Annotated in this window: 13 protein-coding genes; 3 read left to right on the top strand and 10 right to left on the bottom strand. The window is 30.2% G+C overall.

Going from position 1 to position 14,828, the window contains the following annotated elements; all coding sequences use genetic code 11:
- Positions 1-214 precede the first annotated feature (214 nt).
- The 9 genes from ACM55I_RS02050 to ACM55I_RS02010 all read right to left on the bottom strand — a co-directional run bounded on the left by ACM55I_RS02050 (position 215) and on the right by ACM55I_RS02010 (position 8,125).
- Positions 215-748 carry a hypothetical protein gene (locus tag ACM55I_RS02050; protein ID WP_416845119.1) on the bottom strand — a complete coding sequence of 178 codons (534 nt, stop codon included), beginning with the start codon at positions 746-748 and terminating at the stop codon, positions 215-217.
- Positions 749-921: 173 nt separating this feature from the next.
- Positions 922-1,239: a hypothetical protein gene (locus ACM55I_RS02045; RefSeq protein WP_416836888.1), complete on the bottom strand. Its 318-nt coding sequence runs from the start codon at positions 1,237-1,239 to the stop codon at positions 922-924.
- Between the two features lie 168 nt (positions 1,240-1,407).
- Positions 1,408-3,228 (bottom strand): BamA/TamA family outer membrane protein, encoded by a 1,821-nt coding sequence (locus ACM55I_RS02040; RefSeq protein ID WP_416845118.1) that lies wholly within the window; start codon positions 3,226-3,228, stop codon positions 1,408-1,410.
- Between the two features lie 43 nt (positions 3,229-3,271).
- Complete coding sequence (locus tag ACM55I_RS02035; protein ID WP_416845117.1) at positions 3,272-4,483, bottom strand: AI-2E family transporter; 1,212 nt, start codon at positions 4,481-4,483, stop codon at positions 3,272-3,274.
- A 169-nt stretch (positions 4,484-4,652) separates the two neighbouring features.
- Positions 4,653-5,183, bottom strand: coding sequence for a mechanosensitive ion channel domain-containing protein (locus ACM55I_RS02030; protein ID WP_416845116.1), 531 nt, complete (start codon positions 5,181-5,183; stop codon positions 4,653-4,655).
- Positions 5,180-5,779, bottom strand: coding sequence for a Maf-like protein (locus ACM55I_RS02025; protein ID WP_416845115.1), 600 nt, complete (start codon positions 5,777-5,779; stop codon positions 5,180-5,182). The genes ACM55I_RS02030 and ACM55I_RS02025 overlap by 4 nt, the downstream gene beginning before the upstream one ends.
- Positions 5,772-6,692, bottom strand: coding sequence for a geranylgeranylglycerol-phosphate geranylgeranyltransferase (locus tag ACM55I_RS02020; RefSeq protein WP_416845114.1), 921 nt, complete (start codon positions 6,690-6,692; stop codon positions 5,772-5,774). The genes ACM55I_RS02025 and ACM55I_RS02020 overlap by 8 nt, the downstream gene beginning before the upstream one ends.
- Positions 6,693-6,840: 148 nt before the next feature.
- Positions 6,841-7,368 carry a KdsC family phosphatase gene (locus ACM55I_RS02015; RefSeq protein ID WP_416836894.1) on the bottom strand — a complete coding sequence of 176 codons (528 nt, stop codon included), beginning with the start codon at positions 7,366-7,368 and terminating at the stop codon, positions 6,841-6,843.
- On the bottom strand, positions 7,352-8,125 hold the full coding sequence (locus tag ACM55I_RS02010) for a Rossmann-like and DUF2520 domain-containing protein (RefSeq protein ID WP_416845113.1): 774 nt from the start codon (positions 8,123-8,125) through the stop codon (positions 7,352-7,354). Before ACM55I_RS02010 ends, ACM55I_RS02015 begins: the two co-directional genes overlap by 17 nt.
- Before the next feature lie 199 nt (positions 8,126-8,324).
- Between ACM55I_RS02010 and ACM55I_RS02005 the strand changes: the two genes are divergently transcribed.
- Positions 8,325-11,468: a cytochrome c biogenesis protein CcsA gene (locus ACM55I_RS02005; RefSeq protein WP_416845112.1), complete on the top strand. Its 3,144-nt coding sequence runs from the start codon at positions 8,325-8,327 to the stop codon at positions 11,466-11,468.
- 53 nt (positions 11,469-11,521) lie between these two features.
- Here ACM55I_RS02005 and ACM55I_RS02000 read toward each other — a convergent pair whose 3' ends face one another.
- Positions 11,522-12,214 (bottom strand): helix-turn-helix domain-containing protein, encoded by a 693-nt coding sequence (locus tag ACM55I_RS02000; RefSeq protein WP_416845111.1) that lies wholly within the window; start codon positions 12,212-12,214, stop codon positions 11,522-11,524.
- A gap of 748 nt (positions 12,215-12,962) precedes the next feature.
- Here ACM55I_RS02000 and ACM55I_RS01995 point away from each other — a divergent pair.
- The gene (locus ACM55I_RS01995) at positions 12,963-13,433 is read left to right on the top strand and encodes a T9SS type A sorting domain-containing protein (protein WP_416845110.1); all 471 of its coding nucleotides are present in this window, start codon (positions 12,963-12,965) and stop codon (positions 13,431-13,433) included.
- 257 nt (positions 13,434-13,690) lie between these two features.
- The coding region (locus tag ACM55I_RS01990; protein WP_416845109.1) for a hypothetical protein at positions 13,691-14,828 on the top strand (1,138 nt) is incomplete at its 3' end.

Here is a 14,828-nt window from a genome sequence, read left to right as displayed (position 1 = left end):
TTGATTAAACACTATTGTTCCTGTAAATATAAAAAATAATTAATAATAAATTTCATATAATTGTATGTCAAAATAATATTTTCAAAACTAAAAAAAAGAATATCGATAGTAATAGGCTAAAAATTAAAGGACCACTTTTAAATCATTTTATTAGAGGTTGTATCAAAAAGAGAGTCCCAATTTGGGACTCTCTTTTTGATTGTATGAATCAGTCTTAATGTTTCCCATTTCCATGGCCACCATTTTCTTTTTCATTTCCTTTTCCATTTCCTTTTTCATGACCACCATCTCTGCCACCTTGATTTCCGTTATCTCCGTGGTTGCCATTATTACCGTTATTTTTATATGCTTTATTATTGTTATTCCCTCTTGAACCTATAGCTCTTTGAGGAGCACCATGATATCCTTTGTAATATTTTACTTTATGATTTTTAAAGTAACTGTAAGGTCTTGAACCATGATAATCATTCAATACAACTTTGTATCCATTGTACAGATCGTAGTTTCTGTATTGTCCAGGTAAGTATCTTGAACGGATCCATCTTCCTCCATTAAAATAAATAAACTGTGTTGCTCTTATGTCATAATAAGCTTCTACATCAGGTAAGTAATAATAATCTACATTAGAATATCCTGAGGGACCCCATGACGGAGCTGTACCTATATTTACATTTACTGAAACTTGTGCATGTATCGAACTTGTTACTAAAAGGATTATTCCTGCCGCAATTAATTTTAATGTTTTCATTCTTCAAATATTTAATTAATAATTATTTTATATTCACTATTTAAGTCAATACTTTTTGTGTAAATCCAACAATTGTGCCAGTTTAAAATGGATAATCTATTATTGGATTTTTAGTTTTCATAAAAAAAGAGAAGTAATATAGCTTCTCTTTAAATTTTATTTTGGAAACCGGATTACAATAAAAGGATCAATAAAAGGATAACGATTATAATTGCACCAACTGATAGATAAACACCGTTTCCAGTTGATCTTAACTCAGCATTAATGGCACGAACTTCTTTACGAAGGGCTTTTTTCTCTGATGATTTCATAGATGATTTATCCATTGCTTTAATTTCATCTAAACGAGAAAGCATTGTTTTAACGTTTTCTGGAATTTCTTTTGTATTGCTTGTTACTGTAATTGGATTTTTTTCAGCAGCAAAAGTAGTGGTTGGAATTGCACTTAATGATAATACCATCATCATTAAATAAAAGGTAACTTTTTTCATCTTGTTTTTTTTAGGATTAGTTGATATGTTTTTTATTAATGTAAAGATAAAGCGAAACTGAAATAAGGGACTTATAGAATTATTGTATTAAATTATATAATTCACACTTTAGAAATGGAAATATTTAATTTTTGTAATTCCCTTTTAATTAGTGGGTTGTGTTTTTTATTATTTATAAATGACAGTGCGAGGTTTTGCTAATTCAAAATCCTGAAAACCAAAATCAGTAGTCTCAAAAGAATTAGTTTTAAACACATTTTCTCCGATATCTGGAATTGATGGATAATAAGAAAGTGATATTTGGAAAGAACTAAATACTAAATAATCATTATTTATAATAAAACCAATCCCAATTTTTGAATATGCTTTATTTTCTCCAAGTCTTTTTTGAGAATTTCCAAGCATAGCAATTGAATAGTTAAAATATGGATTTACCCGAAATCCCCATAAATCCCAGGGAGAATACGCTTGAGTTTGTAAAGTCAACACTGCTTTTTGAGTACCATATTCAGCACTTGTAAAACCAATTAGTCCATTATTTTCATTAATTGATAACTTATCTCCAATAGAATTTAACCGGTTTATCCCTAAAATAAGTTGAGGCTTAATAAACTGTCTTAATTTCCATTTTCCAATGTCAATTAAATTAGTGAAATAATTTGCCTGAAAAGAAAAAGCTGTCTGGTTTGTGGTCGATTTATCAAAAAAAGAACCTAGTTCCATATTGGTACTTAAAAAGCCCCATTTGTAAAAATTCCCAAAAGCAGCTCGACAACCCAGATAGAATCGACCAGTGTTATTTTTATATTGATACCCGCCGGTTATTCCATAAATTTTCCCAATGGGAACATCCTCTATAACTCCATTTTTAAAAATATATTTGTCTTCAACAAATAGTCGTGAAGTAACACCGATTCCAGCAAGAAAAAATTTTTCTCCAGAATAGAAATCGATTGGATCATATACTATTGTAGGACTTTCTATGTATTTTATATTTAAAAAGCGCCCTGATAAAATTAGATTTGTGGTTCTGTCTCCCTCAGTGTTTCCTTTAAAAATTTTAAAAGCGTGTCCCACCCATACATCTTGTGAATTGTATTTAAAATTTTGTTTGGCATATATCAAATTGGAATCCTGAAGTGTATCTTTCCTAAATTGCTGATCAATGTAAATTCCAGCGGCCCATTTTGCAAAAGGAGAATAAAATGGACGATCAATATTCACACTTTTACCATAATAATTATCTAAATCAATATGATAATTAAAAGTAGTTTTGATAAATGTATTCTTAATGTTGGGAATACTATAAGTTAAACTATAAGCTTTTTTTCCATCGCTGAACCTGGTTTTATATTCATTGTCAATTTCATGGCCAGATCCTAAAAAGTTTCGTTCATTTAATTCGAAAGTTGCTCTGGAATTAGAAATGGATCCTTTTGGAATAATGCTCCAAGTATCCAATACCCGAATATAAACATCAACTGAATCAGGATTGTTTTTAATTAATTGAGGCGTTATACTAACTCTGCTAACGAATCTTTGAGTTCTAATCAAACGTTCTGATTCTTTTACTAATAAGGAGTCCAATGGTTCATTTTCTCTGATGAGCAATAAATTTTGAATTGCCAGTTTATTTGTCTTAATGTGTATTCTGTTTCCGCTTCTTTCTGCCCAATTTCGAGCTTCTCTGGTAGAATCAATTTCTGAAAATCCAAACGGATCAAGCGTTGTAATGTTTATATTTCTAATGGTTCTACCTTCAAAAGCAAGGTACTTTTTGTGTATTACTTTTTTCTTTTTAGTTTTTACATTAACGGGTTCAAAAATTAAATGATGCAACATATTTGTGAACTTTCTTTTTTTGGAATAGGTTTGAATATCCTTGTACACTTCAGAAGAATCTTTTTTGGGCTTATTTACCTGCGAAAAAGAAATCTGAAAGCTACAAAAAAGTAAAAAAAATAAAATCAGTTTTTGTTTTTGAAGCATCTTAAAAAAATTAACTTTAAAATAGATTTTTAAATTTAAGCGCCTAGTTTTCAGTCCGATTTATATCAGATTCTGTCGTCGTTTCTGTCGTTGTTTCCGTAAATATTGGAACCGCAATATCTGTTTTAATTATGATTGTTTCTGTCGATGAATCTGAATCAAAAAGGGGTAATTTTATATTGCGCCACGTATAGGTTTTGGGTAAATGATCACCCATTAAATAGCCCCAAGGTTCTAAGGATTCAATTCTGTCAAAAATTACTTTTAAAATAGCTAATATTGGAATTGCTAAAAACATTCCTGAAATCCCTGAAATTGTACCGCCAATGATAATGCCTATTATAGAAACAAAAGCATTGATTTCTACTTTTGAATTTACAATCATTGGAACAAGAATATTGTTGTCTATTAATTGAACTATTATATTTACAACGATAACACCAATCATAATAGACAAATCAGGAGTGCCGGTAAGTGAGGCAACAATGCTTAAAACTCCGGCAAAAAGAATTCCTATATATGGTATAAGATTTAGAATTCCAGTAATAATTCCTAATAGAATAGCATATTTGACACCAATAATCATAAATCCTAAAGTCGTTAATGCAGAAACAGCTATCATTTCTAAAATTAAACCTACGATATACCCTTTTACAGCAACTTTAATTTGATTTAAGATGTCCTGCAATTCAGTATGATATTCTTTTTTAAATAATTTGGATAAAAAAAACATAAAATGAGTTCTATACAAAAGGATTAAAAAAGTATAAATAGGGATTAAAGTTATATTCAAAAGGGTATCAGTAAAAGATAATAAGGTCGTTCCTATAATTTCTTTTCCTTTTTCCATTGAATCTTTAGTAGCATTATCAAGGTACTTATTTTGTTCTCTGGAACTGATTTGAAAATTCTCTTTTATGAATTGTTGAATATGGCTAAAATGTATTGTAATGTTTTTTTCAATTTTATCAAAATCATCAATGATTGTACTTATTTGAAAAGATATAAATGTAAAAACACCTATAATAACAGCCACAAAAAGAAGTACTGAAATCATTACTGCTAAAACATGAGGAAAACGTAATTTGACTTTAAAAAAAAGAGCGATTGGTCTTAATAATATAGCAAATAAAAACGACATCAATATTGGGATTAATATGTTTTGGCCGATATAAAAAATATAGGTAAGACTTATTAAGCTTAATAATACCAATGCAAGCTTTGCGTAGAAAGGGAGTTTTATTATTTCGTTCATATTTTAGTTTTTTATAGATGTTAAAACTATTTCTAAATTTAACAAGCAAATATGATAGAATAAAAAATCTAAAGCATTATAGATTTTTTTAAAATAGTTATATAATTTACACTTATAAAACTATAAATTCAGTAATAGAGTGAATAAGAGTGAAGTATTTAAAGTAAAATTAATCTATGAATTCTTTATCATCAAAATGATTTTTCATAATTGAAATTCCTTTTTGCAAAAGCAAATTATTAGGAAAGATGACCATTTCTCCATCATGGGTTCTTAAGTAGACATGAAAAGCCCCAATATCTTGAATTTCAGCTTCAATAGGAAAATCTTTATCATGAATTTTTATTACATCACCAATTTTAAACGGAAAAGAAAAGAACAAAATAATACCAGATGTGATGTTACTCAAAATGGACCATTGGGCAACCATTGCAACTCCAACAATGGTTGTAACAGAGGAAAGTGCAATGAAAATATCTTTAGTTTGAACTCCCCATATTATTATTAAAGCACTTACCGTGAGGATATTAATTAATAAATGAATGTATTTGATAACTAAATTAGTTCGATGCTCAATAGTATGACTAGATTTAGCATAGCGTCTTACCAGTTTTGTAGAGATAATTCGCAATGAAATTAAAAAAACTAAAACAATTCCAGTTCCAATTAGTTCTCGTGTAAAATCATTTAAAAAAATCATATTTCCGGTTTTGATGCTAATTTACAAAAATATTCATAAACTTTATCGGTTGGCATACCCATAACATTGGCATAGGATCCTTCAATTTTTGAAACACCAATAAAACCAATCCATTCCTGAATTCCATAAGCACCCGCTTTGTCATACGGTTTGTAATTTTCAAGATAATAGAGAATGGCTTCATCACTTAATTCATTAAAAGTAACTTTTGTCAGTTCATTAAGAACCGTTGTTGCTAAAGTAGTTTTGAAACAAACCGAGGTAATTACTTCATGGGTAGTATTGGATAATGATTTTAGGATTTCAAAAGCATCTTGTTGATCTTTTGGTTTACCCAAAGCCTTATTATTATGCCAAACAATCGTATCACTTGTTATTAGAATATCTCCGGGTTGCAATTCACCTTCAAAAGCACTGGCTTTCAATTCAGCCAAATAATCAGTGATTTCCGCCGCTTTTAGTTCAGGAGGATAAATTTCTTCGATTTCTTTTAACTTGATTTCAAAATCTAAATCTAAATCTTTGAAAAACTGTTGGCGTCTTGGAGAACCGGAAGCTAGAATCAGGTTGTATTTTTTTAATTTATTTCTAAGCATTATATTTCATATTTATGGTAATAATAACAATGGATACAATCCCGAAAAAGAGAATCCATTTTAGTAATAAGCTCAATTGAGAAAAGTCTTTTTTTGTTTTTGCATTCCAAATTTTAAAAGTAAAATAAAGAAGCGGTCCTAATACTGAAAGCATTAAATAAAGTGTGGTAAACTGCAACTGAAAAAGATAATTGTTTATATAAAAAAGAATAGCTAAAACAGGAATGAAACTTAACGCAAAAACTATTTTTGAAGTTCGGTTGATTCCTATTGCAATAGGTAATGTATTCATTCCTTGATTGTAATCGCCATTTACATCTTCTAAATCTTTCACTATTTCCCTAATGAGATTAAGAATAAATGTAAACAAAGCATAATCAAGAAGAATGGAAAAAATCACTGCCATTTCCTGTTGATTGCCTTCATAAGTTGCTGGATATAAATCGAAAATACCAATGATAATTACACTAAACGCGAGTAATAAAGCAACAATAACATTCCCAATGAGTATCATTTTTTTTAAACTTGTAGCATAAAAATAAAGTGTTGCGGCAATTAAAATAAAGATGGAAGCAAAGCCAGGTTTCTGTATAACATTCGATAAATAAAAACCAATACCAACACCAATGCAATTAAGGACAACATATATATTGTAAGCCTTTGCTTCAGAAATACTTTTACCAACAATTACGTTATTGGGTTTGTTTATGGTATCCGTATCTTGGTCAAATATATTATTAATAACATATCCGCCGGCTGCTAGTAAAATGGTAGACAGGACTAATAATCCATATTGCCAATCATTTAGAGTCAAAGAAATATTCTGAAATTTAAAAAAAGCATACCTAAAAACAAACTGCATAAAAGCAAGCATGAGTAGGTTTTGGTATCGAATGAGTTTTAGGAACTTCATATTAGTGTTCAGTGATTAGTTTTTTAGTGTCCAGATAGGAGGAGCTGGTATTCAGTGGTCAGTTTTTATTGTTCATATAAAATTGAAATAAATTACTTTTTATTAATCATCGCAACTGATTACTAAAAAACTAATCACTGATTACTAATCAATCGTGTTTCCCATCAAAATGTGCCATCCATTTTCCTTGCGCTTTCATCACTTGCTCGATTACATCACGAGCGGCACCTTTCCCACCATTTTTATGTGAAATATACCTTGAAATGGCCTTAATTTCGGGACTTGCATCTTGTGGACAAGCAGGTAATCCCACTAATTTCATGACGTGATAATCAGGAATATCATCTCCCATGTATAAAACATGTTCAGGCTTTATATTGTAAACATCAGTGTATTCATCAAATGTTTCCACTTTATTTGGTGTCCCTAAATGAATGTCAGTAATCCCTAGATTTCTTAGTCGAACTCTGACACCTTCATTGCTTCCTCCTGAAATAATGCAAACATTATAACCGCTTTCTACAGCTGCTTTCATGGCATAACCATCACGAATATTCATGGTGCGCAGAATTTCTCCTTCATTGGTTACAAAAACGGAGCTATCAGTAAGGACGCCATCTACATCAAATATAAACGTAGTAATATCATTCATTATTTCTTTATAACTTTTTGCCATTATGCTGTATTGATTGTGTTAGTGTTTTATAAATTTTTAGATAATTTTCATTGGATAAAAAGGCTTCATGCGCTTCAATAGTAGCACTATCATTACGTTTTGCAGGTCCAGTTTGCGCTTCCTCTGGTGAAAGTACCATTATTTTCTGGGCAGTTTCGGCAATAAGAGGTTTTAAAATTTCAAATGGAACTTGATGTTCCTGGCAAATTTCGCTTCCTATTTGGTACAGATGATTGGTGAAATTATTTACAAAAACTGCAGCAACATGTAATGCTTTGCGTTGCTCTGAATTGATAGCGAAAACTTTGTCAGAAATTGCTTTTGCCACTTTATCCAATAATTGAAAATCAGTTGCATTTTCGCTTTCTAAACAAATTGGAATAGTTTTAAAATCAACGGCTTTATTTTTGGTGAATGTTTGCAAGGGATAAAAAACGCCTTTTCGATTATTATCATCCAAAGCATTCAAAGAAACACTTCCGGAAGTATGAACCACCAAACGATTTTTGAACGGAAGTTGGGAAGAAACCTCGGCAATTGCATCATCCGAAACGGCTATGATATACAAATCAGCTTCTACCAAAGCATTCCAATCATCAGCGATTTTATCATAATCAAGTACGTGCGACAAATTCGCAGTCTGCCTTGAAAAGACTTGAACCAATTCGATTTCTGATCCCAAATTTTGAGAATCCTGAAATGCCGCAATCAAATGTTGCGCTACATTTCCAGAGCCAATAATTATTACTTTAATCATTTGACAAAATTAGCAAAAAAATATTAAGAGTTTTATTCGAATTTGGGATAGCTTATAAACCGAAATTAGCAATGAAATATGCTTTTTTATCAAAAAACAGAAAGGGGTATTTTTGGATTAAATTAACAATTGTACGAATATAGAAGTCAACATTTTTAAGTACTTTTGTCGCACTTTAATAAAACGTAATCCCTTACAAATGATTAAAAAAATATCCTCTATTTTGTTTTCTACTCGATTAATGGCCATGCTTTTCTTAACATTTGCAATCGCAATGGGTACAGGAACTTTTATCGAAAGTAAATACAACACTGATACTGCTAAAATTTTGGTTTATAATGCTTGGTGGTTTGAAGCTATAATGGTCTTTTTCATGATTAATTTCATTGGAAATATTAAAAGATATCAATTGTTGAAAAAAGAAAAATGGGCTACATTATTGCTTCATTTGTCTTTCGTATTTATCCTTTTGGGAGCTTTCGTAACCCGATATATCAGTTATGAAGGAATGATGCCCATTCGCGAAGGCGCAGCAGAAAATCAAGTTTTTTCAGATAAAACCTTTCTTACTGTTTTTGTTGACGGAGATTACAAAGGGGAAATGAAACGTAGAGTTTTTGAAAAATCATTGTTGCTTTCGCCTGTTACCAATAATAATTTTACAATTTCAGATAAATTTGCCAACACTAATTTTGAAGTAAAATACAAAAACTTCATTATGGGCGCTACTGAATATATTAAACCGGACCCTAAAGGTTCTTTATATTTCAAAATTGTTGAAGCCGGTGATGGCGGACGTCATGAACACATGCTGAAAGAAGGTGAAATACAAAATATCCATAACGTTTTATTTTCATTGAATAAATATACTGAGGGTGCAATAAACATCACTATTACTGGTAATACCAGCACTATCCAAACGCCATTTGAAGGTAATTTTATGCGTATGATTGATAAAATGCAAGGAAAAGTAACTAAAGGTGATGCGCAGCCATTAATGATGCGTTCTTTATACACTATTGGCGAAATGCGTTTTGTATTTCCTGATCCAGCAGTTAAAGGAGTAATAGATTATCAATCTAAAAATGATTTTAAAGCTAAGAATCATGAAGATGCTTTGGTTTTAAGTGTTACGGCTGACGGAAAAGAAAAAGAAGTTACAATTTTAGGTTCCAAAGGAAAAATAGGTGAATCTAAAACAGTAAAAATAGGAAATATAGATTATACTTTTTTCTATGGAAGCAAAGCTTACGTTTTGCCATTCAAGATAAAACTGAATAAATTTCTTGCTAAGAAGTATCCAGGAACAGAAAAAAGTTATTCTTCGTTTGAAAGTAAAGTTACTGTTCAGGATTCCACAAACTCATTTGATGCCCAAATTTATATGAATCATGTTCTAGATTATAAGCAGTTTCGCTTTTTTCAATCGGGTTTTGATCCTGACGAGAAGGGAACGATATTATCTGTAAACCACGATTTCTGGGGAACCTGCATCACTTACAGCGGTTATTTTATGTTGTTTTTTGCAATGATGTCGATTATGTTTACCAAATATTCTCGTTTTGCTGATTTGAAAAGAAAACTGGAAAGCATAAAAACGAAGAAGGCTACCCTATTGACTATTTTGGTTTTGCTATTCAGTTTTAATGGTTTTTCTCAAAACCATGAGGAGCATCAACATCAAGTTCCAAATGAGAAACAAATTGATTCGTTATTGAATAAATACAAAGTTCCTGAAGATCATGCAGCTAAATTTGGACGATTAATTATTCAGGATGCTGGAGGAAGAATGAAACCGGTGAATACTTTTTCATCTGAATTGCTTCGAAAAGTAAGTCATATGGAAACCTATAAAGGCATGAATTCTGATCAGGTATTATTGTCTATGACACAATATGCTAAAGTTTGGATTGAAGTTCCTATTATTTATATTAAAGCAGGTAATGATAGCATTCGTAAGATTATAGGAATTGATAAGGAAGCAAAATACGCTCCTTTTATCTCTTTTTTCGATGAGAAAGGAAATTATAAACTGTCTTCTTATTTGGATGATGCATTCAAAACTGCAAATCCAGATCAATTTCAAAAGGATTTTATCGAGACGGATAAGAAAGTAAATCTAATGGAATCAGCTTTGAGTGGAAGAATTCTTAAGATTTTCCCTATTCCGAATAATGCGAATAACAAATGGATTTCCTATTTAGAATTGAATGAATCTGGAATGAAAGGAATGGATGCCACTTATACTAAAAGTGTATTACCATTATATTTTGGAACTTTAAACGCCGCGGCTGATACTAAAGATTATAAAACGGCAAATGAGCTATTAGAAAGTATAAACGGTTTTCAGAAAAAATTTGGAGCTAAAGTAAGACCAAGTGAATATAAAATTTCATTGGAAATCTTGTATAATAAATCCGATATTTTCAAGAATCTTTTCATGGCTTATTTTACAATTGGCTGTTTAATGCTTGTGTTTACGATTCTTAATATCATTTTCGAAAAAAAGACCTTACGTATTGTAATTAATTCTTTTCATATAATCATTGGGATATTATTTGGGTTGCATACTATTGGGTTAATAGCCAGATGGTTTATTTCTGGTCACGCACCTTGGAGTAATGCTTATGAATCGATTATATATGTGGCTTGGGCGACGATGTTTTTTGGTTTGGCTTTTGACAGAAAATCAAAACTTACTGTTGCTGCTTCGGCTTTTGTAACTTCTATGATTTTGTTTGCGGCTTTTATGAACTGGATTGATCCTGAAATAGCTAATTTACAACCCGTTCTTAATTCATATTGGTTGATGATTCACGTAGCGGTAATCGTTGCGAGTTATGGTCCATTTGCATTAGGAATGATTTTAGGAACTGTTTCTCTTCTGTTGATTTTGTTTACCAATGAAAAAAACAAAGTTAAGATGGACTTGAATATTCAGGAAATTACCTATATCAATGAAATGTCTTTAACTATTGGTTTAATCATGCTTACCATTGGAAACTTCCTTGGAGGTCAATGGGCTAATGAAAGTTGGGGTCGTTACTGGGGATGGGATCCAAAAGAAACTTGGGCTTTAATCAGTATTATGGTTTACGCTTTTGTGATTCATGCCAGATTTGTTCCTTCTTTAAGAGGTAAATGGATTTTTAACCTGATGAGTATGTTTGCTTTTGTATCCATTTTGTTTACGTATTATGGCGTTAATTTTCACTTGGTAGGATTGCATTCGTACGCAAGTGGTGAAGCTAAGTCATTGAGTTGGATTTGGTATTCATTAGGTACAATTGCTTTATTTGGAGCTGTTTCGTATCCAAAATACAGAAAGTATTATAAGAAATAAGAATTGGATTAATTCTATAAAAAAGGTTCAACTTTATTGTTGAACCTTTTTTTTTATTCGTTAAATTCGACTTTTACCATTTTATAATATTCTAATGGTGAAACACCAGATATCTCTTTAAAACTAGTAAAAAATGGATTGTATGAAGTAAATCCAACCTTTTTTGATAGGGAGTCTAAGGTGTTGGTTTTTAAATAGTTTAATTCTATATGCTTTATGGCATCGTGAATTCGGATTACTTTTTTATACTCAGAAAAGGAAATTGTTGAATGGTATTTAAATATATAAGAAATATGACTTTTTGGGATATTCAGTTTGTTAGAAAAATCAGTAAGTGTCATTTTTGAGTCTCTAAAAGTTTCATATTCAAAAGATAACTTTTCAATATGATCTATATATGTTAGAATATTTTTGTCTATTTTTTCTTTTAAAATACTATGTTGACTATTATTTAAATTGATATTAGGAGTTATTTTCCAAATTTCATTTAGAACTAAATCAGTTTTTTTATTTTCATTTATTTTCTTGTTAAGCGCATTGTAGCCATATAGTATTTCTGGAGTAATTAGTATTTTAATTAAAATTAATAACCAAATACAAGAGGAGATCCATTGGTAGTTAAATCCTTTCATACTTTGATTGTAATATAGATCTATAAAAAGAGCTGTGATAAGTCTAATTGATATCAATACAAGTGCAATAAGTAAAAAGGAAGCCCAGTTATTAATCACTTTATTTTGTTTCATAATTACTTTTACTACACCTTTTTTTGACCAAATATTTTTTTTTAATATTCGATATGATAGTACATTATAAAAAACAACAAATGAAATAAAGACGGCATATAGAAAAAGTTTTAAACCAAGTATTGGAAAACCTTGATTATTAAGTATAATCCCTAATATGGAAAAAGACAAAGGGAATATGAAATGATATAACTCCTTAGTATTAAATACTTTTTCATTTGCAAATAAATTTTTGAAATACAAATAACAAAGTGGGATTACAACTGATGAAAAGTTAGAATAGGTAAAGTAGATGTTTTTAAAAGAGGAGTCTGATACAAAATAGGTCAACCCATTTAAGAAAAACCGTAAAGACATTATGATTATCAGTAAGACTATATAAAAGTTCATAATCTTATTTGATTCGTAATTATTGTAAATTAAGGTAATGGTCAGTAAACCTATAAGGCCAGTAATGATGAAAAGTAAATTTGTCAGCATTTTAAATATTTAATTTTAATGTTTTAAAAATAGATAATTTATATATGAATATCTAATTATTTTAAAGCTATATATTTTAAGAAGGACAGATGAAATATCGCCTAATTTTTATGTTCTCAGATATAGAAAGAGTCTTTAAACTACTTATTTTCAGTTTTTAGTTACTAAAAACTGAAAAACTGTTACTGATTATGGTTATTATCAGTCATTTCTATTTTTATCGATGAACGGCAAATAATATAGCTTAAATTTGATAAAAATAATTTTTATGAGGTATTTACTTATATTTTTTACTATAACTTTCCATGGTCAAGTATTGCATCACCAAATGCTTTCCTCACAAGGAATCTCTAAAAAAATACCAGACGGTTTGATCGTAACACAGACTATTGGTCAACAAAGTCTTATAGGTACTTCTAGTAACAAGTATGTGGTTATGCAGGGATTTCAGCAAAGTGTTTGGGGCAAATATATTTCTTCAAATTTATTAGATGATATCAAGACGACAACTTACCCAAATTCATTTATTGAAACTGTTAGTTTTGAATTTTCAAAACCAATTAATCAATTAATAAACATAAATGTTTTTGATATAAGTGGGCATTTGGTTTTTGAACAAAAGATTAAACCCAATAATACTATTTTGACTATTCATTTACCGTCACTACCTAGTTCAGAATATTTAGTTCGATTAAATACGGATAACTTCAATTATTATACTAAAATTATAAAACGATGATAAAAAACTACTTTCCACTTACTATTTTGATTACTGCACCCGATTATTTTTCCGATAAAATTATCTCAACTAGAAATTAATTTCTGGAAATCTTATTAATTATGAATAAGATTTGAGGTGTAATTTCACATTTTCTTTTGATTTATTCTTGACTTTATATACAAGTTTAGAATACCTAAAAACAATTAAGGAAGGTTATTATTCAATACCAATCAACTTTATCACGGCATTCATTTTAACAATAATTCATTTAAATTATGAGAAAAATAATTTTACTTTTTATACTTTTTTTAGGTGCCAAAAGTTTTGCACAAACCAATGGGATTACCTATCAAGCTGTAATTTTAAATCCTAATGATAAACAATTACCAGATGTAAATTCAAATACACCACTTGTTAGTAAGGATGTTTGTATATTGTTTAAATTCTATGATGAATATTCAAAATTAGAATATCAAGAAGTTATTCAAACGAAAACAGATCAATACGGTATGGTCAATTTAATCATAGGAACCGGATCACAAACAGATGGTTATGCGACTTCTTTTGAAACTATTTTATGGGATTCCATGAAAAAAAGTTTAGTAGTTGGTATAAGTACAAATGGAAATTGTTCTTCATTTACAGAAATAAGCAATCAACCATTTACTTATGTTCCTTTTGCCTATTCATCGATAAATGCCACTAATGTCGTAGGTGTTGTTTCTATTGAAAATGGTGGTACAAATGCAACGACTCTTCTGGATGCAAGAAAGAATTTAGTTATTGAAAATATTGATAATACAAGTGATTTAAATAAACCTCTTAGTTTAGCAGAGCTAAATGCATTAAGTTCAAAAGAAAATAGTTCAAATAAAAGTACAAATGTTATTGTTGACGGTGATTCTGATGTAAAATATCCAAGTGTAAAATCAGTAAAAGAATATGTAGACGCTAATGTTTCAACAAATAATTTAGGTTTAGAATCGGAAATCTCACGAGCTAAATCTGAAGAAACAACAATCGGTGCTAACTTGGCAACAGAAGCTGGAGTAAGAACTTCAGCTGATACTGCGTTAGGAACAAATTTAACTACAGAATTAACCAGAGCTACCGCAGCAGAAACTACAATTGCCGCTAACTTGGCAACAGAAACTGGAACAAGAGCTTCAGCTGATACTGCTTTGCATTCGAATATCAATACAGTTCAAACTACCGTTGATTCAAACAAAGCCGCAACCGATACCGCCATTACAGGAGTCCAATCGGATGTTGTTGCCAATAAAACGGCAAGCGATTTAGCGGATACCACTTTGCAAACGAATATCAATTCGGTTCAAACTACGGTTGATTCCAACAAAGCCGGAACTGATACTGCCATTGCAGGGGTCCAATCGGATGTTGTTGCCAATAAAA

Source organism: Flavobacterium algoris, assembly GCF_048158525.1.
Classification (GTDB): Bacteria; Bacteroidota; Bacteroidia; order Flavobacteriales; family Flavobacteriaceae; genus Flavobacterium; species Flavobacterium algoris.
Note: the sequence above shows the minus strand (reverse complement) of the source record. Positions and strands in the feature narration are given on the sequence as shown.

What these genes read in the sequence shown, in the direction of transcription:
- ACM55I_RS02050 (WP_416845119.1), bottom strand. Translation starts at nt 748, where the DNA reads ATGAAAACATTAAAATTAATTGCGGCAGGAATAATCCTTTTAGTAACA.
- ACM55I_RS02045 (WP_416836888.1), bottom strand. Translation starts at nt 1,239, where the DNA reads ATGAAAAAAGTTACCTTTTATTTAATGATGATGGTATTATCATTAAGT.
- ACM55I_RS02040 (WP_416845118.1), bottom strand. Translation starts at nt 3,228, where the DNA reads ATGCTTCAAAAACAAAAACTGATTTTATTTTTTTTACTTTTTTGTAGC.
- ACM55I_RS02035 (WP_416845117.1), bottom strand. Translation starts at nt 4,483, where the DNA reads ATGAACGAAATAATAAAACTCCCTTTCTACGCAAAGCTTGCATTGGTA.
- ACM55I_RS02030 (WP_416845116.1), bottom strand. Translation starts at nt 5,183, where the DNA reads ATGATTTTTTTAAATGATTTTACACGAGAACTAATTGGAACTGGAATT.
- ACM55I_RS02025 (WP_416845115.1), bottom strand. Translation starts at nt 5,779, where the DNA reads ATGCTTAGAAATAAATTAAAAAAATACAACCTGATTCTAGCTTCCGGT.
- ACM55I_RS02020 (WP_416845114.1), bottom strand. Translation starts at nt 6,692, where the DNA reads ATGAAGTTCCTAAAACTCATTCGATACCAAAACCTACTCATGCTTGCT.
- ACM55I_RS02015 (WP_416836894.1), bottom strand. Translation starts at nt 7,368, where the DNA reads ATGGCAAAAAGTTATAAAGAAATAATGAATGATATTACTACGTTTATA.
- ACM55I_RS02010 (WP_416845113.1), bottom strand. Translation starts at nt 8,125, where the DNA reads ATGATTAAAGTAATAATTATTGGCTCTGGAAATGTAGCGCAACATTTG.
- ACM55I_RS02005 (WP_416845112.1), top strand. Translation starts at nt 8,325, where the DNA reads ATGATTAAAAAAATATCCTCTATTTTGTTTTCTACTCGATTAATGGCC.
- ACM55I_RS02000 (WP_416845111.1), bottom strand. Translation starts at nt 12,214, where the DNA reads ATGAAACAAAATAAAGTGATTAATAACTGGGCTTCCTTTTTACTTATT.
- ACM55I_RS01995 (WP_416845110.1), top strand. Translation starts at nt 12,963, where the DNA reads ATGAGGTATTTACTTATATTTTTTACTATAACTTTCCATGGTCAAGTA.